The sequence below is a fragment of the Corynebacterium sp. HMSC064E07 genome (assembly GCF_001815745.1).
Taxonomy (GTDB): Bacteria; Actinomycetota; Actinomycetes; order Mycobacteriales; family Mycobacteriaceae; genus Corynebacterium; species Corynebacterium jeikeium_D.
In genome coordinates, this window is sequence record NZ_KV821812.1 from 24,357 (window position 1) to 48,164 (window position 23,808).

A 23,808-nucleotide genomic window follows, 5' to 3' on the forward strand; every position below is an offset into this window, starting at 1 on the left:
GCTACTCGCCCTCGCCGCGGGCGATTAGCGAATCGCCCATTGCCTTCGAGCGGTTGATGGTCCGAATGACTACGGGTACGCCGAAGGCGAGGATGGAACCGGTGGTGCCTCGGGCTTTTCGGGCTTCCAGCACCTCGGTAGCGGCCATAACCTGAAGCGGAATCATACGCAGCGTCAGTGATAGCGCGAGCGCGATGGTTTCGACTGGTAGGCCGAAACGGGCGAACGGCCGCATCGCAGTGGTCAAAGTATCCATGATGTCGCTGACGCGGGTCGTCAGCGTTAGCAATATGGCCACTGCGATTGCAGCGAGAAGCGCGAGGAAGGTCGTCAGCGCTTGCTCACCTCCGGCGCGCCACCACAGGAGAAGCGAAAGCAGCGCCAAAATGATGACGGCCCCACGGAGCTGTCGAAAAGCAACCATGGGTGGCACCTTGGCCACCGCATAAGCGAGGGTGACAATTGCCAGGGCAATCGCCCCGCCTAGCCACGTATCCACGAGAATCCCGGTCAGCAACAGAAACGCGATGACGCTGATGAGTTTGGCGGCAGTCGGTAACCTATGTACAGGTGAATTGTGGTTAAGGTAAAGCCCTAGGGGGACATTGGCCGGATGCATCATAAGCGGCCTTCTTCCGCACGCGTCATATCCCTGACATATCGGTCAATAACTTCCTTTGGCTCCCCGTCGTCGACGATTTCACCCGCGCTTACACGGATAACTCGGTCAAAGTCCACAATAAAGTCCAAATCGTGAGTTACCACGATGACTTGCTGCTCAAGCTGGGCGAAAATATTCCGAATGTGGAGACGGTTGCGCAGGTCAAGAAGCGTAGTGGGCTCATCGGCGATGATGGTCGTGGGGTTGAGAATCAACACGGCCGCCAGAGCTAGTAGTTGTTTTTGCCCACCGGAGAGCAAGTGCGGCGAGGCGTCAGCATGATCGGCAAGCCCAAACCGCTCGAGAGCTTCTTGTACGAGCTGGTTTCGCTGATCTTTTGGCAGTTTTCGCTTGCGAAGTGAAAAGGCAATGTCCTCTGCCACTGTCGGCATCACAATTTGGTTATCCGCATCAGAAAAAATGAAACCGACCTTCTTGCGGATTTCCTTTGCCTGCTTTGCGACATTCATGCCTTCGTATGTGACCGTGCCGCCAGTGACCGCACCCAGGCCGTTGATCAGTCGTACCAGGGTAGACTTACCGCCGCCGTTTTCGCCGATAATTCCAATGCGCTTCTCTGTGAGAGTCAGCGTGGTCGGCTGCAGTATTTGACGTCCCGAATAGTTCGCGGCCGCACGGTCAAAAGTGATGGTGGGCATGGTGCGACTCAATGACCTTTCTGAGTGTGTGGGTTACTCGGCCGTGTTGGCTGCTTCCTTTATTAGGCGATTCTGCTTGCGGTTGGCAGCGTCGGGAAGCAAATCTGGGAAAGCTTGTAGTACTGCCGTAGCGATTAGCGCGGCTACGACAACCTTGGCGACATCGCCTGGAATAAACGGAACGTTCGTAATTAGTGCGTCGGTGAAGCTGAGCCCCATGCGCCAGACCAATCCGAGAGAGCCGAAGAAGTACTGCAATAAAACGCCGGCGAGACCCGCGCCGATGAAGACGGCGATGCGTGGGCCCTTCGCCCTGGGTGCTTGCTGGGCAATTGCTCCGATGACGAAACCGGCAATCAGGTAGCCGAAAATGTAGCCGACCGTGGGGCCTGGGAGCGCGGCCAGGAGTGGCTTCCAACCGGCCATGTTCGGGACGCCCACGAGACCAACGGCCAGAAACAGGGTAGTGGCGAGGCCGCCGCGTTTGAATCCGAGAATCATCCCGGCCAGTGCGATGCCCATGTTCTGTAGAACGACTGGCACGCCTAGTCCGCCAACGGGAATGGCGATACCGCCGAGCACGATGATGAGTGCTGCAAAAGCGGCGATAATAGTGAGATCATACACCTTGGAATTATTCACGGCTTATATCTTAATCCCCGAGGTTGAGCACTGTTCAGGCAGGGGAGTCGCATGCAGTCGTGCAGGAAAAACGGCCAGGTAGGAATAAGTGACAGCTATCTTGTACCTTGGTCTCATGCGATTGGCCGATTTTCACAACTTCGTCAACCACGAATTTGGCCCTCAGCATGGCCCGTGGCTGTTGCATTCCCATGTGCTGATGGGGTACGGCAAAACTCCCGCGGAACTACTCGAAGACGGGGTCGAACCTCGAGATATCTGGTGGGCGCTGTGCAGGGAACATGACGTTCCTGAAGACCGCTGGTACGGTCCCGACGAATAGGCTACGGCGTAGGCGTCGGTGAATGCTTGCCGACGACCCTTGCGTGGCGTTGCTATTCGAACAGGGTTTCGCATATTATCGAAAGTGCTGATGAAGTCAATCCGTCTGATTCGGTATAACTTCCGGGTGTAACCGGCAGTAGAGGTGTCGCGGACCAATTTGGAACCAGAACGGTAGATTTCGCGCCTAACTAAGTGTGAGCGAAGTTTCTGTTTTGGATGAAAATCGGGACACAGATTCTCTGAGTACGGCTCCAGAACCCGATACCGTACGCGACAATGACAATGAGGAAGAACAACAAACTATGGCTCGTAAGAAGGCTACGGCTTCGAACCAGGGTAATGATCGCCTGAAGGCGCTCGATGTAGCTCTGGCGAATATTGAGAAGGACTTTGGTAAGGGTGCAGTTATGCGCCTGGGGGACGACAATCGTCCTCCAATTCAGGTTATTCCCTCTGGCAATATCGCTATCGACGTGGCCTTGGGCCTGGGCGGTTTCCCACGTGGTCGTATCGTAGAGATTTATGGTCCAGAATCCTCGGGTAAGACCACAGTCGCACTGCATGCTATTGCAGAGGCGCAGCGGCAGGGAGGTATTGCCGCATTTATTGATGCGGAGCATGCGCTGGATCCGGTCTATGCGCGCAAGCTTGGGGTAGATACGGATAACCTTCTGGTATCCCAGCCAGATACTGGTGAGCAGGCACTTGAGATTACGGATATGTTGGTGCGTTCCGGCGCTATTGACATCATCGTCGTTGACTCGGTGGCTGCGTTGACGCCGAAGGCTGAAATTGACGGTGAAATGGGTGATTCCCACGTCGGTCTGCAGGCGCGATTGATGAGCCAGGCGCTGCGAAAGATGACGGGTGCGCTGTCTAGCACCGGCACTACTGCCATCTTCATTAACCAGCTGCGTGAAAAGATTGGCGTAATGTTCGGCTCGCCGGAGACCACCACGGGTGGTAAGGCGTTGAAGTTCTACGCTTCTGTTCGCTGTGACGTGCGCCGGATTCAGACGTTGAAGGACGGCCAGGATGCGGTGGGTAACCGCACTCGCTTGAAGGTGGTCAAGAACAAGGTGTCGCCGCCGTTCAAGCAGGCAGAGTTCGACATCATCTACGGTGAGGGCATTTCACGTGAGGGCTCGTTGATTGACATGGGCGTTGATAACGGCATCGTCAAGAAGTCCGGTTCGTGGTTTACCTACGAGGGCGATCAGTTGGGTCAGGGCAAGGAAAAGGCTCGTATGCACCTGCGTGAGAATCCAGAAATTGCCCAGGAAATCGAAGTCAAGATTAAGAAGAAGCTCGGCGTCGGGGAATTCTCTGAGGTAGAGGACGAGACCGATATCGATGCCCCTGTCGATGTCGTGCCGGACATCGACTTCGATGATTTGGAAGACTAGCTAGCTCGAGGCGTAGTGCCGCGACACATGAAAAGTGAGGACCGTGGAGGATTGCAACGGCCGCGATGTGCGGGAGACTATCGAAAAGCTTGCTCAGCAGATTGCGGAAGCTGACGGTAGTTCGCTCTACGATGCGGGGCGTGAGGAATCCAAGGCTCCGATTCGTGCTAAGGCGCTGCGCTTGCTCGATCAGCGAATGCGTTCCCGCAAGGAGCTTGTAGAAAGGCTCGAAGCAGTCGAGGAGTTTCCAACCTCGATGATTGAAGAAGTCGTTGATGACCTGACCCGAAGCGGATTGGTTAATGACGAGCTTTTCGCATCCGAATGGGTGCGGCAGCGCTTTGCCAGTCGCGGTAAGTCGAAGATGGTTTTGAACCGGGAACTGCAGGAAAAGGGTATTGATGCTTCGCTTCGTACTGATGCGTTGGAGCAGATTACGCACAATGCGGAAGAGGAAGTCGCCCGGAAGCTAGCGGCGAAGAAAGCGGCCACTATTAAATCAGTGGCACCTGACTTCAACGCCATGCAAAAGGATTTACGCAAGGTTGTCGGTGTGCTGGCGCGGCGCGGTTTCCCCTCCGAATTGTCCATGAACATTGCTCGGGAACAGCTAGAAAATCGCTACCGAGAACTCGAAGCGGACACAGATTAGCGCCGGTGACACCGCACGCCGGATTATCACGCCGGCGGCGGACTGGTCAGGTTTAAAGGGATTGCTGATTGGGGAAATGGACCATAAACAGCTAACCTAAACTGCCGTGACTACCCCTTCTTTGAACTCTCAGCAGCAGTCTTCGCCTCGCACATATGAGGTACGTACTTTCGGTTGCCAGATGAACGTCCATGACTCGGAACGACTGTCTGGCTTGCTGGAAGAAAACGGTTATGTAGCGGCTGCAGAAGGCGAGAATCCCGATCTGGTCGTTTTCAACACCTGTGCCGTTCGAGAGAACGCGGACAACCGCCTGTATGGCACATTGGGACAGCTCAAGCCAGTCAAGGATGCTCACCCAGGCATGCAGATTGCCGTCGGTGGTTGCTTGGCCCAGAAGGATAAGGACGTCGTCGTAAAGAAGGCCCCATGGGTGGACGTCGTCTTCGGTACACATAACTTGGGTTCGTTGCCAGCACTGTTGGAACGCGCCGCTCATAATGACCGGGCTGAAGTCGAGATTAAGGATGCTCTGGAAGAGTTTCCCTCGGTGCTGCCGGCCAAGCGTGAATCCACTTACGCAGGTTGGGTGAGTATCTCCGTAGGCTGCAATAACACGTGCACCTTCTGTATCGTCCCCAGCTTGCGTGGTAAGGAACGCGATCGTCGTCCGGGAGAGATTCTTGCTGAGGTGCAGGCACTTGTGGAGCAGGGTGTTACTGACGTCACCCTTCTCGGCCAGAATGTCAACGCCTATGGTGTTAACTTCGCAGACCCAGACATGGAACGCGACCGCTCAGCTTTTTCCAAGTTGCTGCGCGCCTGCGGCCAGATTGAGGGGTTGGAGCGTGTGCGCTTTACATCTCCACACCCAGCTGAGTTCACCGATGATGTCATTGACGCCATGGCGGAGACCCCGAACGTGGTTCATCAGTTGCACATGCCGCTACAGTCCGGTTCCGACCGAGTGCTGAAAGACATGCGCCGTTCCTACCGCACCAAGAAGTTTCTGGGAATTCTGGAGAAGGTTAGGGAAAAAATGCCGGATGCGGCCATTACCACTGACATCATTGTCGGTTTCCCAGGCGAGACTGAAGAGGACTTCCAGCAAACTCTCGACGTGGTGGAAAAGGCTCGCTTTAGCTCGGCGTTCACCTTCCAATACTCGCCTCGCCCAGGAACTCCGGCGGCAACGATGGCGGATCAGGTTCCACCAGAGGTCGTGAAGGAACGCTATGGTCGTCTGCTAGCGCTCCAAGAGCGTATTTCCGAGGAAGAAAACGCCAAGCTAGTCGGCAGCGAAGTCGAGCTGTTGGTAAGCCAGTCCGATGGCCGTAAAAATGCGGAGACTCATCGCATGTCAGGTCGGAGTCGGGATGGTCGCCTGGTGCACTTCAGCCCGTCGGAAAGCGAACCTGGTGTCATTGACCGAAAGATTCGCCCAGGTGACTACGTGACAGTGCGCGTGACCGACTCTGCACCCCACTTCCTGATTGCCGACTCCGGCGTGCTGACGCACCGCCGCACTAAAGCGGGGGATAATGTGGAGGTCGGTCAGATTCCAACGACCGCTCCGATTGGAGTTGGTCTGGGCTTGCCAAAGATTGGGCGCCCGGAGAAAACGAAGGTAAGTGAGGGATGCGGCTGTGAGTAGCGACAAGGCTTCGCCGGAAAGTGATATGGAATCCACCAGTGAGCAGTCGGTGGAATCCGCGCAGGCACTGCGGGTTCAGGAGCGCAAGGCCGCCGGCGAGCTGGATCTCGGCCGTGCGGTGATTCCGATGATGGTTGCCGTCATCGGCCTTATTACGAGCTTCTTCCTTCCACATTCGGGCATCGTTTTGGGCTTTGATGTGCTGCTAGATACGGATGTTGCACATCAGTACTTCACGACGCGCCCGGAACGAATTTACTCCATTCTTGTGGTGGTAGGCGTACTGCTGGCTATTGCCACGCTGATTACGCGGACGACGATTCTCGCGTTTGTCACCTGGTTTTTTGCCTGCATTCAGATGGTCTACTCAGTCTTCGCTGGCTGGATGCGTCAGTCTCGTCCACAGGAACTTGCTGGCGAAGGTATTTCCTTTGGCCTGATGCTCGGCATTTTCTGCAGTTTTCTACTGGCCATTTCCGTGACTTTCATCGCTTTCCGACGCAGTAAGGAGCAGCTCGCAATCGCGACGAAACGTCGCAAGCACGCTGACACCGATCCGGTACTGCGAGCGCAGCAGGTTTACCTGCGTGCGGGCCTGGCACCGAATACAACTACTGATGTAGAGGTCGTCGACGACCGCCGTGAACGCGCACGCCGACGCAATCGTGGCCAGTAGGGTAGTAGCGCGCACAATGTCTCTCAACGGGCTGGCGAACAGGACGAGCAGATCAGCGACGAGTAGTGAGATTCTTTAACTAGCGCAGTAAGAAAGGGGCTCTCTTCCATTTGAACTACTCCCACTAGTCGGTAACTGATTTCTCAGTCCAACTTTCGGGGACCAGTTCAGAAGAGAGCCCCTTTCTTTTAACCATCCACGCGTTGCCAGAGCATAGCTGAGCCAAGCTTCTGTTAGAGCTCCTTGAGAGTCGCCGCGGCCTGCTCTGCCCACTGTCGCCATTGTTCGGCCTGCTCCCGAGCCTTGGTGGCCTGAGAAGCCTTGCCCTTCGCCTCGAGTTCGGCGGCTTTCTGTTCAAACTCCGCTGCGCGGTCGGCGAACTGCTGGACGCGAGCCTGTGCTTCGGGGTCGGTGCGGCGCCACTGCGAATCGGCAGCATCGGAGACGCGCTTTTCCAGTGCGCCAATGCGGTTTTCATACTCACGCACACGACCACGCGGCACGAAGCCGATGGCCTCCCATTTCTCTTGCAACTGACGAAGTTCGCTGCGAGCGTGCTCGAGCCCCTTGGAGGGATCAATGCGGTCTTCGTATTCAGCCAGTAGTGCGTCCTTGGCCGCGGCGTTTTCCTCGAACTCCTTGTCTCGAGCTTCGTTGACCGCGTTGCGAGCACCAAAGAACTCATCCTGGGCGGCCTTGAACTGCGCCCACAGCTTGTCATCGACCTCGCGTGGCGCTCGACCAGCGGCCTTCCACTCTGCCATCAGGTCACGGAAAGCAGCAGCGGTGCCACCCCAATCAGTGGAGGTCTTCAGGGCCTCAGCTCGCTCAATGATGTCCTCCTTAACGCGGCGAGCAGCCGCACGGTTGCGGTCCAGTTCCGCAAAATGGGCACCGCGGCGGCGGTTGAAAGAATCACGCGCGCGGGAGTAACGGCGCCAGAGCTGATCATCAGTTTTGCGGTCGATGCCGCGAATCTGCTTCCACTCCGTGAGAATCTCGCGGATACGGTCGCCGGCGACCTTCCACTCGGTGGAGTTCTCTGCGAGCTCCTCGGCCTCTGCGGCGAGCTCTTCCTTACGTGCGATGGCGTTCTTACGGCGCTCTGCCTTGTCGTGAGCGACTTTTTCCTCTGCGACGTGGGAGGTGGCAATGACCTCTGCAAGGCGCTTATCCAGCGCATCGATATCGCCGAGGACTGCGGCGGTGGAAAGGCTCTCACGCAGTTCAACTGCGTTGTGGGAAATGGTCTTTGCCTCCTGCGGGTGGGAGACTACACGAGATTCCAGTAGCTCGACCTCGGTGGCCAGATCCTCGTAGCGCTTGCCGTAGTGGGCGTAACCCTCTTCTACGGTGCCAGCCTTCCAGGAACCAATATTGCGCTCGCCGGCGCTGGTGGTCAGCCAAACAGTGCCGTCTTTATCAATGCGGCCAAACTTTTTTGGATCATTGTGGACGGCATGTGCCACAGCGGCCGACCCCGCAGGCGCTGGAGTAGCTCCAGGGGTCTTACGATGAGCCGGCATTGAGCCTGGTCGAGGTCCCGGACGTGGACCCGGGCGTGGACCTGGCTTAGGGGAATTGCTGGTACCGGTCATAGTGGGTAAACCTCTTCCAATCTTCATGCAGAACTGCCGCGCGACACGGCTGCCATCAAACACTTACGGTATGTGCTCGAGTATCCCAAAAATTTTGGCACAGCGCGCGTAACACCGCCGGAATAAGGCATCGACTAGCCCCTCACGGTAGCGTTGAGGACGTGAATTCGCGTTTGCCTCGGCTTGTTATCGTTCCACGTGCGCTCCTCATCGTCGAGGAGCTGGGTGGGTTTGCAGCTATCGCCACGGAATTGCGCCGTCAAACCCGTGAAACTGTTGCGACGCTGTGGACAGATGTCGAACCCGGGGACCCCGGCGCGGTCGCCATTATCACTGGCAGAATGCAGGCGAAGTCCCCGCATCAGAACAGCGCACCCGGCAGTTTCTCCACGTATGGGGTTGATGTCACGGTGTCCGGCGGAACCGAATTACCTGAGCTGCTGGGGCGCTGGCTTATCGAAGACTACGCACGACGGAATTCTGAAGGACACACTGGCCGCGTCATTCAGGCAACGTGCTTCGAGTCTATCGACGAGGCACTCGCTGCCGGTCACACGCGTCTGCTTGTGCTTGTCGACGGCGCATTCGGCCTTGCGGACGATTCCCCGGTCGGCGTAATTGAGGGTGCAGCGGAGGTTGATGCGCTGTGCAGCCAGATTGCGGGTCAGGAGTGCTCCACCGTTAACGTGGAAAATGCTGAGTTTCCAGCTCCTGGCGAGTACGCGGCCGAGTTATGGCTGCAGCTGAGCAAAGCTGCTGAAAGCTGGAATGGGGTAGGAATGGCCGTCGTAAAGCGTGTGTACTATGACGGCGCGCCCTACGGCATCGGTTACCACGTGGCCAGCTGGCTGTGTGTTGCGAAGTAATAGCGTGCGTTTTCAAGTTTGTGCAGGAGTGTGAACTGAGTAGTGACGGCTTTCGAGAGTGAGAGCTTGCCGGTGCCGATTGCGGTGGTCGGACCGACGGCGTCGGGAAAGTCGGATTTGGGGCTGGTGCTCGCGGAGCAGCTTGGTGGTGAGGTCGTCAATGTCGATTCCATGCAGCTGTATCGAGGGATGGATATCGGGACCGCGAAGCTGTCGGTGGACCAGCGGCGGGGGATTCCGCACCATCAGCTCGATGTGCTGGATGTGATGCAGCCGGCGAGCGTGGCGACGTATCAGCGTGAGGCAGTCTCGGATGTTGAGGCCATTCGTGCGCGGGGGAAAGTCCCCATCCTTGTCGGTGGGTCGATGATGTATGTACAGGCGTTGGTGGACGACTGGCAGTTCCCACCTACGAACCCTGAGGTGCGTGCGAAGTGGGAGGCGGTGCAGAACGAGATCGGGCCGGCGGCGTTGCATGACCGGCTCGCCGAGATCGATCCGGACGCGGCGGCGATTATCGAGACCAACGACCCGCGGCGCACCGTCCGGGCGTTGGAGGTCATCGAGCTAACAGGAAAACCTTTTGCGGCGTCGAAACCGTCGATAGATAAGCCCCCGCGGTGGAACACTCGCATCCTGGGATTACGCACGCAGGCGGAATGGCTGAATCCGCGGATTGAACAGCGCACCAGAGGCATGTTTGCCTCCGGCCTGGTGGAGGAAACTGAGGGTTTGATTGCACAGGGGCTGCGCGAAGGCGTAACTGCTAGCCGTGCGATTGGTTACGCGCAGGTACTGGACTATTTCGATGGCGTTTACGACCTGGATACGGCCTGTGAACGCACGATTACTGGGACTCGGAGGTATGTGCGGCGGCAGCGTTCCTGGTTCAACCGTGATCATCGAATCATGTGGCTTGACGCGGCCGGTGATGTGCCGGGGCAGGCTTTTTCTGCGCTTGGGCTTTAGCCGGTTCGGCTGTCCCGCTAGCATCGAGGGCATGGTTTCATTCGCCAAAGGCCACGGTACGCAAAACGATTTTCTAATTTTCCCAGATGATTCGGTGTCGCTCGATTTGACCGAGTCGCTGGTCGCGGCAGTGTGCGATCGACAGCGTGGTCTTGGCGCTGACGGCGTTCTACGAGTTGCCCGTGCGGGAAAACTCGTGGATGCCGGTATCTTGGCGGCACTGCCGGAGGGGGTTGAAGCCGACGATTGGTTTATGGACTACCGCAATGGCGATGGCTCCATCGCCGAGATGTGTGGTAACGGTGTCCGCGTCTTTGCGCACTATGTTGCCGCAATTCACAGTCCGGATAGTGTCGTCGACGGAACTCTGCGGGTGGGCACTCGAGCAGGGCTGCGCGCTGTCTCGATTGATGAGCTCAGCCGCAGGCACGCGGTTGTCGGGGTAGACATGGGGCAACCGGAGGTGCTCGGTGTGGCTACTGCGTTCATTGGTTCGGGCGAGACTGCACAGAAATTCGCCGGGATTGGTGTTGACGTGGGAAATCCGCATTTGGCCTGCGTTATGCCTGGTCTGAATGCCGATACTTTGGCACAGCTTGAGTTAGAGGCGGCGGGTAGTGCCACCAAGCCGGTGCGTGCCGACGAAGCCATGTTCCCGCGCGGCCTCAACTTGGAAATTGTCACCCCGCTGGATGCCTCTGATTCGGTATCCATGCGAGTGATCGAACGGGGAGTGGGTGAGACCCGCTCGTGTGGAACCGGTACGGTTGCAGCGGCTATTGCTGCGCTGACCGATGCCGACCGCACCGAGGGAGCGGTGACGGTCAAGGTGCCCGGTGGCGTGGTGACCGTGGATGTCCACGAGGCCAGCAATACCGATGGCGCCTTCTCGGCGATCTTGACCGGTCCGAGCGTGATTCACACGCTTGGCAAAATTGAGCTGGAAGCCCTGTGAATGGTAGCTAGCGCAACGGGGCTGGCGGGTTAGTCGAAGCGGGCGCGAGTTAGCGAACTAGTGTCCGCCGCAACCGCCTTCGCCACAACCACAGCCACCTTCACCGCAACCGCCACCGCAGCCCTGTGGCGGGATGATTTCACCCGTCAGCAAGAAAGTGCCCGAGACAACCATGCCCGGCTGAGGCGCTTCGTCGCCACCGGGGACGAGCACATCCATGGGAGTCGGTAGCGCAAGGTTGAGCACCCAGAACTTCTTTCCAGTTAGCTCATTTACATGCTTGCGAGAGTTGTTGATAACACCAGCCAGCTTGACAGTGGCGCTGGGGGAGGCCTTGCCAACCTGGTCGCCGACAATCGCCTTGGCACCTGCAAAGTCGAGGGTTGTCGGAGTTTTGCCAGTGCGCTTCTCGTAATCCTCAGAAGATGCGTCGAGAGTGAATTCAGTTGCCAACGCGGACAGTGCGACATGCTCGAAGGTCTGTGTGCCGGCATCAACGATCATCGGTCCCTGCGACAGTAGACAGCAGGCGACCTCGATGACCTTGTCAAAATCGTCCGAAGACGGGTCATCCTCGACAATCTCCACCAGCGCCAGGACATCGTCCACACTGGAGACATGCGCAGTGACGGTCGGGCTGCCCGCGAAACCTGCGTAGGTAGAAAATGGTTCAACACCCAGGATGTGCAAGCGCGCGCCAGAGGAATCTTCGAAACGGACCAGCTGACCACCGCGTACCTCGCCGATAACCGAGAGATTGTCGCTGGCAATCGCGGCCTCCATCGCGTCTCGCCAGCTTGGGTAGTCCATGCCAATGCTTCGCAAGTCAGTAGTCATAACTTCCGATGATACTTCCCATATCTTCAACTGCGAACTAACGAATCGCATGGGAGTAAGTTAAGTTCCGCAGTTCACCTGGCCCCAAGTCCTCACACTGCGTCCACACTGCGTCGACAATTCGAACGAGGCTAACGGTTCTGCCATCCTAAATAGGCAAATGTTAAGTGTGAGATAAATAACCTTCCTTAGGTGTACCCGGTTTATTCCATTTAGGCGTACCTAAGAGTAGGATGGCCTTCATAAACATCATTTGTTTAGCTTAATTCTTATCGATATAAGCGAGGTCTCTCATGCTTGGACTACGGTCTCGAAAACAGTCGGATGACGTTCAGTCGCTTGCTGACGTTCCGGTGGGGGCAACCGTCACCCTGGGCGCGTCGCATGTGGATGAGCGCCTGTGCCGCAGGCTTTCACAACTCGGGCTTCGCCCTGGAATGAGTGTCACTGTCGGACAGAGCACCAGTGGCGGTGGACGTATCGTCCATGCTGGCGCAACGCGTTACGCCATCGATGCCAGCACGCTGCGCAAGATGTCCGTCGCGGGTTAGTACCCTACATTCCTTTTCCTCACATTCTTCCTGAAAGTTCACAATGACAACACCTACGGATTCCTCAACGCGAAAATTCGCATCCACGCCGAGCTGTCATGCTTGTAGTGGTGGAGCGCCAGCAAAAGATGGTGCACCTGTTGTCGCAGTTGTTGGCGCACCGAATTCCGGTAAGTCAACGCTGTTTAATAGTTTGACTGGCGCGAAAGCGCAGATGGGCAATTGGCCGGGCACGACCGTGGAGGTCAGCCGTGGCGCATGGAAGACTGATGTCGCTGAGTACGATGTCATTGATTTCCCTGGTGCCTACTCGCTGGATGCCATGAGCCCGGACGAAGAGCTCACTCGCGAGATGCTCATCGAGAAACCAGAGGGAGAACGCCCCGACCTCGTCGTAGTTGTGGTCGACGCTACGGCTTTGGGGCGTGGTCTCTATATGGCTGCGGAATTGGCGGAACAGCCTCAGCGCATCGTTCTGGCCCTGACCAAACTCGATGCGGCTGAGGCCAAGGGCATCGATGTGAATCCGGACGCATTGCAGTCAGCTATGGGTATGCCGGTGGTGGCGCTAGATCCCCGTCGTAAAGCGGGAATGACACGGTTGGCCGACGCAGTAGCAGCAGCTCTGGACGGATGTAGTTCGGTGCTGTCGCCGATTCGTCAGGCGGATGGCGAATCGATTGAAAGCTTGGACGAGGCACGCTTTGCCGCTATCGATGCAGCCGTCGCGGCCTCAACAGGCGGGGTAGAGGATCGCCAGACGTTCTCTGACCGCATTGATAACGTGGTTCTTCATCCGGTGCTCGGACCGATTGTGTTCCTGGCGGTCATGTGGGCAGTCTTCCAAATCACGACCACGGTAGCGGCTCCGCTCCAGGACGGTTTGGAAACCCTTATTACCGGTAACTTCGCAGATTTGGTTACCCGCGGCTTGGAAGCGATGGGATGGAATCATCCGATTGTCACGGGGCTGCTTGTCAACGGCATTATTGGCGGTGTCGGTATGGTACTGACCTTCATTCCGCTGATGGCGCTGATGTTCCTGTGTCTCGCGGTGCTGGAGGATTCAGGATACATGGCGCGTGCGGCCGTGGTGGCCGACCGTTTCATGCGTGCAATTGGGCTTCCGGGCAAGGCATTCATTCCGCTCATTGTCGGCTTTGGTTGTAACGTGCCGGCGATTTCGGCGACACGTGTGTTGAGTAACCCGCGCCATCGTATCTTGACGGCGCTCCTGGTGCCGTTCACTTCCTGCTCGGCACGGTTGACCGTTTATGTCATGTTGGCAGCAGTGTTCTTCCCGGATCACGCGGGCACAGTCGTCTTCGCAATGTACGTAATCTCGATTCTGTTGATCGTTCTAACCGGCGTTGCACTGCGTAAGACCCTGTGGCGCACCATGCCGTCGGAACCGCTGGTCATTGACCTGCCAACCTATCAGTTACCGACCGCACGACTGGCACTATCTGTGATGTGGATGCGCCTGAAGGGCTTCCTACAGACCGCTAGTGGAATCATCGTCAGCACTGTCATCGTCGTTTGGCTACTGATGTCTATCCCGGTTGTCTCCGGGCACTCCTTTGCCGATGAAGACCTGGCACCGCAGGACTCCGCATACGGTGCAGTCAGCGCAACTATTGCTCCTGTGTTTAACCCGGCAGGTTTCGGCACATGGTCCCTGACAGGTCCGTTGGTGACGGGCTTTGTGGCCAAGGAAGCCGTCATTTCTACCTGGGCGCAGACCTACGCAGTGGAGGACGTCACCGATTCTGAGTCGAGCGAACAGGCATCCAGCCCCCTGGCGGACAATATTCGACGTGACTTCGACAATGCATCGGATGGGCATGGTCTGGCGGCGGTGTGGGCATACATGATTTTTCTGCTCGCCTACACACCTTGTGTGGCCACGCTGGCGGCGCAGCGCCGAGAGATTGGCCTGAAGTGGACCGGCTTCGGCCTAGCTGCGCAGCTGTTTGTCGCATGGGCGCTGGCCGTGGTCGTGTTCCAGGCACTGAAGCTGTTCCTGTAAAACCTCGTAGATTCCTCGTGGTTTCGGTAAGACTGCTAAGTCATATTTGCTAACTAGAAAACCAAGCCAATTAGAAACCCGAGCTAACTAAAAACCAGGCACTGAAAGGAGCTATCGCCATGGGACTCTTTAATGCTGGGAAGAAAGCTACGGTTACTCGTCAGCCTTCGGAGGCGGTTCAGGACGCAATCGCGCAGGGTATTAGCTCACGACGCAAGATTTGCGAAATCACAGGCCTGCAGCGTGCAACGGTAGACCTCATTCTCGACCGCATGGAACATACCGGCCAATTGCGGCGGGAGTCCCTCGGCGGTATGTGTCCGGGTGGTGGCTGTTCCAACTGTGGAATGTCCGACAGCGGTACGTGCACCGGTGGTAGTTCAAATAGTGGCCCAGTTGCGCTAGTACTGACACGCAGGCCACATTCGGCAGCCTAGTTCTCAGCCTGGGTTCGGTGTTCTCCGCACGCAATGCGGAGAATTTGGCTTGTCATGCGACAATGGCAGCTAGTATGACGAATTTTTCCAACAACTTTGATGAGGTCAGCGACGAAATGTCGCAGCAAGCAAGCACCTCGCACGAGATGGACGATTTTTTCACTGACGCTATCGATGCTGGCAAAGCCACTGATAGTGCCTCGGGGGATGGGTTCGCGGCGAACGTCGGCACGCATGGGGAACCTACTGTCGGTGATTTGGATCTGGAAGCGCGTTCCTCTCTGCGCCGGCTGACCAGGTCAGTAGCACATACTGAGTCTGAAGAAGTGATGGTCGAGTACCGTCAGCTCCGACTGGAACGCGTGGTGCTGCTCGGTGTCTGGACATCCGGGACCCTTCAGGAAGCTGAAGTGGCGATGGAGGAGCTCGCCGCACTGGCAGAGACTGCAGGTTCGGAAGTTTTAGAGATGGTGCTGCAGCGCCGCGATAAGCCGGACCCTGGTACTTACGTGGGATCTGGCAAGCTCAACGAGCTTCGCGATATTGTCGCCTCTACCGGCGCAGATACAGTTATTTGCGACGGTGAACTGTCTCCCGGTCAATTGGTGGCGCTGGAGGATCGCCTTGACGCCAAGGTTATTGACCGCACCATGCTGATTCTGGATATCTTTGCTCAGCACGCGAAGTCCAAGGAGGGCAAGGCGCAGGTCTCGCTGGCACAAATGCAGTACCTGTACACGCGTCTGCGCGGCTGGGGCGGCAACCTATCGCGTCAGGCTGGTGGTCGCGCGGGCTCCAACGGCGGCGTGGGTCTGCGTGGTCCGGGTGAAACTAAGATCGAAACCGATCGTCAGCGCCTACGCCAAGATATGGCGCGAATCCGCAAGGAATTAGCTGGCATGAAGACTGCGCGTGAGATTAAACGCGCACGTCGTAAGGCTGGACACCTGCCGCGCGTGGCAATTGTCGGCTACACCAACGCGGGTAAATCTTCGTTGCTCAACGCACTGACAGGCGCTGGTGTGCTGGTGGAAGACGCGCTGTTTGCAACGCTGGATCCGACGACTCGTCGCACCAAGCTTCGCGACGGTCGCACGGTGATTATGACCGATACGGTCGGATTTGTTCGCCACTTGCCGACGCAGCTCATTGAAGCTTTTCGCTCGACCTTGGAAGAGGTGCTCGAAGCCGACGTCATCATGCACGTCGTAGACTCCTCTGACCCATTCCCGCTGGAGCAGATTAAGGCTGTCAACAAAGTCATCAACGAAATCGCGGAGGAAGAAAAGGCCGAGATTCCGCCCGAGCTGTTGGTAGTCAACAAGGTGGACAAGGCCGATGGCATTACCCTGGCGCAACTGCGCCACCAGCTCGATGATGCGGTCTTTGTCTCTGCGCGAACGGGTGAGGGGATTGGTGAACTGGAGACCCGACTCGAGCTTGCTCTCAATGAGCTGGAGTCTCACGTTCACATGTTGATCCCCTATGACAAGGGCAATATTGTCTCCATGCTCCACGAAGATGCGACCGTGCTGTCGGAAACATGGACGGAGCAAGGCACCCAGATGGACGTGCGTTTGCCCACTAGCCTCGCGGATGAACTGTCGGCATACCACATCGAACCGTAGCGGGAACTGCGGTGGGCATCCACTAGCATTACAACCATGAATTCTACTTCTGACGCGGAGACCCAACAGGGAACCTCCGCAAATCCGCCTGCTGAAAATGCCGAACGTGGCCGTCTTTTCGGTTGGGATATTCACGGTGACGGTCGAAAGATTGCACCGGGAGCCGTCGTGGCTCCCAACGAACGCCTCGATTGGCCTCGCACGATTGGCATTGGCTCACAGCACGTCATTGCCATGTTCGGTGCAACTCTTCTGGTGCCGCTGTTGACCGGCTTTCCAGTCAACACCACACTGTTGTTCTCGGGTATCGGCACGATTGTCTTCCTGCTGATCACCCGAAATCGCTTGCCCTCTTACCTGGGCTCGTCGTTTGCCTTCATCGCGCCACTGACCGCGACACAGGCGCAGGGTATTGGTGTTCAGCTCGGTGTCGTGCTCTGCGCCGGCATCGCGCTCATGCTCGTTGGCTTCGTAGTAAAGTTCGCCGGCAAGCGTGTCCTCGATATGATCATGCCCCCTGCAGTAACAGGAAGCATCGTCGCTCTCATCGGACTTAACCTGGCGCCTGCTGCCACGGAGAACTTCGCCACTCAGCCGTTGGTCGCATTTGTCACGATGGTATCCATTGTCTTCGCAACCGTCGCTGGCCGCGGTATGGTCAGCCGTCTGGGTGTTCTCATCGGCGTACTAATCGGTTGGGTCTTCGCCGCTGCCACCGGAAATCTCTCGCCCGAGGCTACAGAAACCGTCGGCAATGCCGCCTGGATTGGTCTGCCCGCATTCCACGCGCCGGAGTTCCACTTCAATGCGATGCTGATTGGTCTGCCCGTCATCGTAGTGCTCATCGCCGAGAATGTCGGTCACGTTAAGGCTGTTGCTGCCATGACCGGCCGAAACCTCGATGACATCGCTGGCGATGCTCTTATTGCAGACGGTCTAGCCACCACCATCGCCGGTTCAGCTGGCGGTTCTGGTACCACTACCTACGCTGAGAATATCGGGGTTATGGCTGCTACCCGTGTCTATTCGACTGCCGCTTACTGGGTGGCAGCTTTCACGGCCATTGCACTGGCTTTCATTCCAAAGTTCGGCGCACTCATCTTGACCATTCCTACCGGCGTGCTCGGTGGGGCAACGATGGTGCTCTACGGCCTGATCGGTCTGCTCGGTGTGCGCATCTGGATGGACGAAAAGGTCGACTTCAACAACCCGGTCAATCTCACCGCTGCCGCCACCGCGCTGATTGCGGGTATCGGCAACCTCACCCTCGACATCGGTTCGCTGACGCTGGAGGGCATTGCTTGGGGTTCGGTCGGCATTATTATCGGCTATCCAATTTTAAACTGGCTCTATAACCGCATCGGCGAGAACCGCTCGTAGGCCACCCGTCCAGGGCAGGATCTTTTACGAATGCTTAACGACGGAACCCCCGTGACCGTTGCCACGATGTTTCGTCGTTAAGCATATTGCTTTTAATCGCTCAAATCTTGGGCGATCAGCTGTGCAATCTGCTCCACCGCAACTGCGTTTGTACTGGTGATTGTGACTTCATCGCCGTATCCTGCGCCGAGTGCCATCAGCATCAACGTTGAGGAGGCATCAGCCGGTTCGTTGTCGGGTTCGGGTGAATCAATGAGTTCGATCAGTATTTCTTCCTGAAATCGGGAGGCACGCTCAGCGATTACCGACGCGGGGCGGGCGTGAATACCCACCTTGGAGCCGACGTGGACCTGTTGCGTAGCCATGGGGCGGCACCTTGCCTTTCTGCTTATCGATTTCCTCGACACCTGTTCAGAGCTTAATCGCTTGGCAGGTTGGGATGGGGCATGTTTGGTGAAGTTTGCAGGAATGCTTCTGCGGACGGAGCTGGGTTTAGCGAAAGAATTTAGGCGTCCGCTGAAATGTCTGCTTCTAGGTTTTGATTATCGGTACTGACTTGCCGCGGACACAGGCTTTTAGCTGCCACAACGAGAATTGCTGCCACTATGCTGCCCAAGACGATTGCAGCAAGCCATGCGACAGGATTGTCGATTGCAAACAGCACGAAAATACCTCCGTGCGGAACGCGTGTGGCCGCACCCAAAGCCATTGAAGTGCCACCGGTGACGGCACCGCCAATCACAATCGACGGAATCACTCGCAGCGGATCTGCGGCGGCGAAGGGAATCACTCCCTCTGAAATGAAGGCCGCACCGAGCACCCAGCCCGCTTTGCCGTTTTGACGCTCAGCTGAACTGAACAGCTTTGGTCGGAGTACAACTGCCAGCGATGTCGCCAACGGAGGTACCATGCCCGCCGCCATCACAGCGGCCATAATCTTCCATGATGCTGGATCTTCCGAGGCGATGTTTGCGACGGCAAAAAGATAAGCAGCCTTGTTGATCATTCCGCCCATATCCACGCACATCATTGCGCCGAGAAGACTACCGAACAGGAACGCCGCTGTCGTATCCAGTGATTGCAGCCACTGCTGCAGGGCCGTCATCAGCCATGCCAGCGGCATCCCGAGCAGCAGGTACATGGTGAGCCCAACGGCCATAGCCCCGAGCATAGGAATCACGACAACCGGCATCAGCGGTCGCAGCCAGTCCGGGACTTTCATCCTCAACAGTAGGGCTACAACTAGTCCCGCCAGAATGCCCGTCACCAGGCCCCCAAGGAAGCCGGCGCCAACCGTGACCGCGATGGCACCGCCAATGAAGCCTGGTGCAATACCGGCTCTGCCAGCCATGCCAAAGGCGATATAAGCACTCATTACAGCCACAATGACCTGCATGCCGTGGTTGCCGATTGCAAAAAACGCCGAGCCGAGATACAGCCACAGCCCACTACGGTCAACTAGCACGGTGCCGAGATTTTCTGTCGGCACAGCAATCGGGGCATCGAGTCCGATAACCTCCGGCAGCCGCAAATCCCTAGTCACGGCGTCAGCTACTAGACCAACCTGATGACCGCCGACGAGGAACCCCAGCGCAATCAACAACCCCGAAGCGGCCACGAACGGCACCATATAGCTGACACCGGTCATAATGGCGTCACGAACCCAGTGTCCGAAGGCTTTATCGCCGCTTAACGACGATTTACGCGCCCCCACCTTCGTAGTTGCTCGTACCCTCTCAGATGTAGGGTCTGCACCTGCATTACCGGTTTGCGAAGCGGCCTCTTTGTCGTGGTCATCCTTAGGTTGCGGCGCCTTTCGGTCGTAGGCGCGAACGCGTGATTGTTCTGCTACCGCCTTCGCTTGTTCAATAACCGCAGTGGGTTCATTGACTGCCTTACGAATTGGCACTTTGACCTGTGGTTTATCGCTGAAGCGCTTAAGCCCCGTAACTCCAATATCGGCTGCGATTACTAGCACGTCGGCCCGGTCAATTGCTTCTGCGGGGGCTTCCTGGGTTCCTGCCGAGCCCTGAGTCTCTACAGTTAGCGTGACATCAGCCATGCTTTCTGCCGCGCCAGTAAGCGCTTCGGCTGCCAAATAAGTGTGAGCGATGCCCGTGGGGCAGGCCGTAATGGCGACAATATTGGTCTTTGCCGGAGGTTTTTTCGCTTTCCGACGAGGCGCCTTGGTGATGTGCTCGCTAATAATCCGGGCGGCCTCTTCATCGCTTTCAGCACCTCGAAGAGCTGCTCGAAACCCCTTATCGCGAAGTGCTTTTGCGAGTGCAGCCAGAATATCGACGTGGACATCGCTGTTGCTGGCTGGGACACCAATGAAAAAAAGCAGGTCCGCCGGCCCATCAGGTGTGATGAATTCCGTAGCGCTGGTTAAGCGGGCAAACATCAGGGTCGGCATCGACCAGTCCTCATGGCGGCAGTGGGGGATGGCTATTCCGCCCGGCAGACCTGTCGGGGCCTTCTCTTCGCGTTTCAGGGCTGCTGCGACGATGCCGTCGCTGTCGGTGGCGCGGCCGGTCCCTACAGCTTTAGCAATGAGGTAGTTAAGGATCTTCTCCTTTTGTGGACCGACATCTAGGTCAAGGAACACTGTCGACTCATCGGCCAGGTATGATGCAATAGCGGAAAAATCTGCCGAAGAAGACATGGTTTTTTTAATGTTCCTTATCTAGGCACCGAAAAGCTAAGCGTTGAGCTGCCATAACCGGCCAGCCTCGGGGTGAACCTGTTCTGGATAGGGGATGGTCGTACCGGGAAGACTGGTTGCCGCCGCCCCATAAGCCACGGCGGTGGTTAGTGCATCTTGGTAGCTATCACCGCGTTCGCGGGACATAACGTAGCCGGCCAAAGCACAGTCTCCAGCACCGACCGTGGACTGAGCGACTATCGAGGGTGAGGTAGCAGCGAAACAACCGCCTGACTTCACTGAAAGTACCGCCCCTGCCTCGCCGAGAGTGGCAAGGACTTCGGAAACACCAAGTTCGTTCAGTGCACGAGCAGCTTGCGCTACGGGAAGATAGTTCCCTTCGGCTGCAGCGGCCTCAAGTTCTTCGCCGTCCTGATCAATGATTTGGCCAAGTTCGTAGGCGTTTGGCTTCATCAAAAAAGGCCGCACCTTCGGAAATGCGCGAACGACCTCAGTCAGTGGGCCGTCGCTAGTGTCCATAGCAACACGAATATTCGGGTTGACCGAATACACCGCTTCGGTGCATTGAACGTAAAAATCCCGGGGGACACCAGGGGGCAGTGAACCTGCGAAAACTACCCACGTGGCGCGTTTAGCATGGTGGATAAGCTTCTCCAGGACACGCCTACGGTGCGCTTTTGTCAATGTCATTCCAGGGGAATTGAGCTTGGTGGTCGTCCCATCTGGCTCTGCGAGTGTGAGATTAACGCGGGCTTCGTTAGTCGTGTTGATGGCTTCATGGGGTATGCCAGAGACTTCCAACAGACGTGTGAATTTTCCAGAGTCTGATGCAGGGTAGAGCGCGAGCGTCTTTTCTCCCGCGTAGTGCAACGCCTTGGACACATTAATTCCCTTGCCGCCAGCCATGTCCTCAGCCATTGGTAGGCGGAACACTCCACCTCGTTTGAGTTCCGTATCGAGGCGAGCAAGTCGATCGATTGACGGATTTACAGTCAAGGTCAGGATCATGAAGCAACCACGACCTCGACACCTTGCTCCCTGAGATCGTTCACGAATTGCTCCGGGGCAGAGGAATCTGTAATCACGACGTCGATATCTTCCAATGCCGCAAAACTGACAAGGAAGTCACGGCCGAGTTTCGTCGAGTCCGCCATAACGATGACCTTGCGCGCATTCGTGATCATCGCGCGCTTTACCGCTGCTTCCTGCGGATCAGCAGTAGAAAGACCGTGGTCAATTGTCAAGGCATTAGAACCAATGAAAGCGACATCGGCACGCATAACCGCAAGAGTACGGAGTGCTGTATCGCCAGCAACCGCCTGAGTAATGACGCGGACTTGGCCGCCAAGGAGTTGAAGCTCAATGCGGTTCGATCCTGCGAGTGTGATGGCGTTGGGAAGAGAGTTTGTGACAACCGACCAACGGCGGTTATCAGGGGAGTGGACCATCAGCTCTGCAAGAGCCTCGGTGGTAGTTCCGGCATCGAGAAAAATTCCCCCACCAGAGTCAGGTAGAAAATCGGCAGCACAGCGGGCAATAGAGAGCTTCGCGTCTTTCTGCGCGTTCTTTCGAGCGGCAACTGAAAACTCAACAGTCTGAAAAGAACGAGTAGCTACAGCGCCACCGTGTACACGGTGAACTGCGCCCTCTGCATCCAACTGAGCTAGGTCACGGCGAATCGTCTCTGCTGTGACATCGAAAGCTTCCGCAAGATCAGCGACCGTCACGCGCCCTTCGACTGCTGTCAAAGACGCAATCTTCCGGCGGCGTTCCTCTGCGTACATTCCCCGCTCCTTAGCTGTTAAAAATTCTCAGCTTTACTACCTGCTTCCAGTATGCCCGTTTGTGTCTGTTTCGGGCAACGAAAATGTGGGAAATTAAAGACTGCGTAGGACGCTGACAATCTTGCCGAGGATCTTGGCGTGCTCTGCGGGGAGCGGGTCAAATGCGCGATTATGGGGCATTAGCCACTTGCCAGCAGCGTCTTCGTGCCATTCCTTGACTGTTGCTTCATCTTCAAACAGGGCCGCAACAAAGTCGCCCTGTTCGACCACGTCTTGGGAACGGACTACCACCCAGTCTCCGTCGAGAATGCCTGCGTCAACCATGGAATCACCCACGACCTTGAGTAGGTACAACTGACCAGAGCCCGTAATCTCCATCGGAAGTGCCATATGACTTTCCACATGCTGTTCCGCCAAAATGGGGTTGCCAGCCGCAATCTGTCCAACGATAGGAACGAAGATTGGCTCTGGCATGTCCTCTGGCATCTCGGGAGTTTGGGTGCTGCCAGTGGCCTTTGGCCCAGGCTTTACCGGAGTGAAAGTGCCAGCTGAGGATTTCGAATCCCTTACGTTTACCGCACGGGGTTTGTGTGGGTCGCGGCGGAGAAAGCCCTTCTTTTCCAACTCCTTGAGTTGGTACGCTACCGACGAGGTGGAATTCAAGCCCACGGCATCTCCAATTTCTCGAATGCTCGGTGGGTATCCGCGAAGTACGACGGCATCCGAAATGACATCAAGAATGCGACGCTGCCGATCGGTGAGTGTTTTAGGGTTCGCTTTCTTCTTTTGAGCCATGGAATATCCCTTCTCAAACTCTTTCGAATGAATCATAACTCAAAACTGTTCGAATCGTCGAGTATCGAACACCGCGCGTCCTTGAATTCTTTGGAGAAGGTCTACATAATCCGTGCTCGGAGGCCGTGGCGGTTTCGAAAATCGAAAATAAAACCGGATAGCGGTAGACAACGTTCGAACATGGTGTTATAAATCGAACATGACAAGTTGCTCGAACAGTCGTTTGATGAAAAGGTCTAGACGGATTCTCTGCATCCGCCCTTGGACATAGTCTCCACAGCGTCGGGAAACGGTCGTACAACTCTTATTCTCTCCAGGCCGGCAACGGTGGGAGAGTCAACGTTGGAAAGGGAGAAAACATGATGTCTACGGTTTCTACCGCACTAGGTGTTAGCAGCGCATCTGATATTGACTTTTCTCAAGTTTCCGAGCCCTCTGCTCGGACGACACGGAAAGCCCCGTTGGTGTGGGGTGAACGTAGTGCGTCTTGCACACAGCACATCGTTCGGCCCGGTCAGCGTGCACGTATTGCACAGCGCAATCGCGATGGGGCTTCATCGACGCGAATGCGGAGGGACAGGTCGCGGCCTAGTCATGTCTCGGTCAACTACGGGCGCCCGTCTCTATCCGTTAGCAGGGC

At 56.7% G+C, this 23,808-nt stretch carries 23 protein-coding genes; 13 read left to right on the top strand and 10 right to left on the bottom strand.

Annotated elements, in window-relative coordinates:
• Position 1: 1 nt before the first annotated feature.
• From HMPREF3053_RS04195 to HMPREF3053_RS04205, 3 genes are read right to left on the bottom strand one after another with little or no spacing between them, the layout of a single operon-like run.
• Positions 2-622, bottom strand: a complete 621-nt coding sequence (locus HMPREF3053_RS04195) for an energy-coupling factor transporter transmembrane component T family protein (protein ID WP_070601527.1) — start codon at positions 620-622, stop codon at positions 2-4.
• Positions 619-1,320, bottom strand: coding sequence for an energy-coupling factor ABC transporter ATP-binding protein (locus HMPREF3053_RS04200; protein ID WP_070767317.1), 702 nt, complete (start codon positions 1,318-1,320; stop codon positions 619-621). Before HMPREF3053_RS04200 ends, HMPREF3053_RS04195 begins: the two co-directional genes overlap by 4 nt.
• Positions 1,321-1,353: 33 nt before the next feature.
• A complete protein-coding gene (locus HMPREF3053_RS04205; protein WP_070601525.1) occupies positions 1,354-1,962 on the bottom strand; it encodes a biotin transporter BioY in 609 nt (202 codons plus the stop codon).
• A gap of 88 nt (positions 1,963-2,050) precedes the next feature.
• On the opposite strand from HMPREF3053_RS04205, the gene HMPREF3053_RS04210 reads away from it, so the two are divergent.
• The 5 genes from HMPREF3053_RS04210 (at position 2,051) to HMPREF3053_RS04230 (ending at position 6,674) form a co-directional block, all read left to right on the top strand.
• On the top strand, positions 2,051-2,284 hold the full coding sequence (locus HMPREF3053_RS04210; RefSeq protein ID WP_083308240.1) for a DUF3046 domain-containing protein: 234 nt from the start codon (positions 2,051-2,053) through the stop codon (positions 2,282-2,284).
• A 304-nt stretch (positions 2,285-2,588) separates the two neighbouring features.
• The gene (gene recA / locus HMPREF3053_RS04215) at positions 2,589-3,692 is read left to right on the top strand and encodes a recombinase RecA (RefSeq protein ID WP_070767318.1); all 1,104 of its coding nucleotides are present in this window, start codon (positions 2,589-2,591) and stop codon (positions 3,690-3,692) included.
• 43 nt (positions 3,693-3,735) lie between these two features.
• Positions 3,736-4,344, top strand: coding sequence for a regulatory protein RecX (locus HMPREF3053_RS04220; protein ID WP_070767319.1), 609 nt, complete (start codon positions 3,736-3,738; stop codon positions 4,342-4,344).
• A 106-nt stretch (positions 4,345-4,450) separates the two neighbouring features.
• Positions 4,451-5,998, top strand: coding sequence for a tRNA (N6-isopentenyl adenosine(37)-C2)-methylthiotransferase MiaB (gene miaB, locus HMPREF3053_RS04225; RefSeq protein ID WP_083317216.1), 1,548 nt, complete (start codon positions 4,451-4,453; stop codon positions 5,996-5,998).
• Positions 5,991-6,674 carry an Rv2732c family membrane protein gene (locus tag HMPREF3053_RS04230; RefSeq protein ID WP_246819370.1) on the top strand — a complete coding sequence of 228 codons (684 nt, stop codon included), beginning with the start codon at positions 5,991-5,993 and terminating at the stop codon, positions 6,672-6,674. The genes miaB and HMPREF3053_RS04230 overlap by 8 nt, the downstream gene beginning before the upstream one ends.
• 233 nt (positions 6,675-6,907) lie before the next feature.
• On the opposite strand, the gene HMPREF3053_RS04235 is transcribed toward HMPREF3053_RS04230, so the two are convergent.
• Positions 6,908-8,272, bottom strand: coding sequence for a DUF349 domain-containing protein (locus tag HMPREF3053_RS04235; RefSeq protein ID WP_070767321.1), 1,365 nt, complete (start codon positions 8,270-8,272; stop codon positions 6,908-6,910).
• A gap of 161 nt (positions 8,273-8,433) precedes the next feature.
• Here HMPREF3053_RS04235 and HMPREF3053_RS04240 point away from each other — a divergent pair, with 161 nt between their 5' ends.
• Genes HMPREF3053_RS04240 through dapF form a run of 3 tightly spaced genes read left to right on the top strand, consistent with a single transcriptional unit; the run spans position 8,434 to position 11,062 of the window.
• Entirely contained in the window at positions 8,434-9,138 is a 705-nt protein-coding gene (locus HMPREF3053_RS04240; RefSeq protein ID WP_070767322.1) for a class III extradiol ring-cleavage dioxygenase family protein, read from the top strand.
• A gap of 42 nt (positions 9,139-9,180) precedes the next feature.
• Positions 9,181-10,107, top strand: a complete 927-nt coding sequence (gene miaA / locus HMPREF3053_RS04245; RefSeq protein ID WP_371450237.1) for a tRNA (adenosine(37)-N6)-dimethylallyltransferase MiaA — start codon at positions 9,181-9,183, stop codon at positions 10,105-10,107.
• Between the two features lie 31 nt (positions 10,108-10,138).
• Entirely contained in the window at positions 10,139-11,062 is a 924-nt protein-coding gene (gene dapF / locus HMPREF3053_RS04250; RefSeq protein WP_048758393.1) for a diaminopimelate epimerase, read from the top strand.
• 57 nt (positions 11,063-11,119) lie between these two features.
• Here the strand turns inward: dapF and HMPREF3053_RS04255 are convergent, their stop codons facing one another.
• Entirely contained in the window at positions 11,120-11,899 is a 780-nt protein-coding gene (locus HMPREF3053_RS04255) for a hypothetical protein (RefSeq protein WP_070767323.1), read from the bottom strand.
• A 293-nt stretch (positions 11,900-12,192) separates the two neighbouring features.
• Here HMPREF3053_RS04255 and HMPREF3053_RS04260 point away from each other — a divergent pair, with 293 nt between their 5' ends.
• From HMPREF3053_RS04260 to HMPREF3053_RS04275, 5 genes are all read left to right on the top strand, one after another.
• Positions 12,193-12,450 carry a FeoA family protein gene (locus HMPREF3053_RS04260; RefSeq protein ID WP_070767324.1) on the top strand — a complete coding sequence of 86 codons (258 nt, stop codon included), beginning with the start codon at positions 12,193-12,195 and terminating at the stop codon, positions 12,448-12,450.
• 43 nt (positions 12,451-12,493) lie between these two features.
• Positions 12,494-14,479, top strand: a complete 1,986-nt coding sequence (feoB, locus tag HMPREF3053_RS04265) for a ferrous iron transport protein B (protein WP_070767325.1) — start codon at positions 12,494-12,496, stop codon at positions 14,477-14,479.
• 119 nt (positions 14,480-14,598) lie between these two features.
• Positions 14,599-14,916, top strand: a complete 318-nt coding sequence (locus HMPREF3053_RS10990; protein WP_076772076.1) for a FeoC-like transcriptional regulator — start codon at positions 14,599-14,601, stop codon at positions 14,914-14,916.
• A 74-nt stretch (positions 14,917-14,990) separates the two neighbouring features.
• Positions 14,991-16,544 carry a GTPase HflX gene (gene hflX, locus HMPREF3053_RS04270; protein ID WP_070767326.1) on the top strand — a complete coding sequence of 518 codons (1,554 nt, stop codon included), beginning with the start codon at positions 14,991-14,993 and terminating at the stop codon, positions 16,542-16,544.
• A 36-nt stretch (positions 16,545-16,580) separates the two neighbouring features.
• The gene (locus HMPREF3053_RS04275; protein WP_246819371.1) at positions 16,581-17,924 is read left to right on the top strand and encodes a uracil-xanthine permease family protein; all 1,344 of its coding nucleotides are present in this window, start codon (positions 16,581-16,583) and stop codon (positions 17,922-17,924) included.
• Between the two features lie 92 nt (positions 17,925-18,016).
• Here the strand turns inward: HMPREF3053_RS04275 and HMPREF3053_RS04280 are convergent, their stop codons facing one another.
• From HMPREF3053_RS04280 to lexA, 5 genes are all read right to left on the bottom strand, one after another.
• Positions 18,017-18,289: an HPr family phosphocarrier protein gene (locus HMPREF3053_RS04280; protein WP_070767327.1), complete on the bottom strand. Its 273-nt coding sequence runs from the start codon at positions 18,287-18,289 to the stop codon at positions 18,017-18,019.
• A 140-nt stretch (positions 18,290-18,429) separates the two neighbouring features.
• Positions 18,430-20,589: a PTS fructose transporter subunit IIABC gene (locus HMPREF3053_RS04285; RefSeq protein WP_070767328.1), complete on the bottom strand. Its 2,160-nt coding sequence runs from the start codon at positions 20,587-20,589 to the stop codon at positions 18,430-18,432.
• A 36-nt stretch (positions 20,590-20,625) separates the two neighbouring features.
• Positions 20,626-21,597 (bottom strand): 1-phosphofructokinase family hexose kinase, encoded by a 972-nt coding sequence (locus tag HMPREF3053_RS04290; RefSeq protein ID WP_070767329.1) that lies wholly within the window; start codon positions 21,595-21,597, stop codon positions 20,626-20,628.
• Entirely contained in the window at positions 21,594-22,373 is a 780-nt protein-coding gene (locus HMPREF3053_RS04295) for a DeoR/GlpR family DNA-binding transcription regulator (RefSeq protein ID WP_016422628.1), read from the bottom strand. Before HMPREF3053_RS04295 ends, HMPREF3053_RS04290 begins: the two co-directional genes overlap by 4 nt.
• 93 nt (positions 22,374-22,466) lie before the next feature.
• The gene (gene lexA / locus HMPREF3053_RS04300; RefSeq protein WP_005509663.1) at positions 22,467-23,168 is read right to left on the bottom strand and encodes a transcriptional repressor LexA; all 702 of its coding nucleotides are present in this window, start codon (positions 23,166-23,168) and stop codon (positions 22,467-22,469) included.
• Positions 23,169-23,808: the final 640 nt, after the last annotated feature.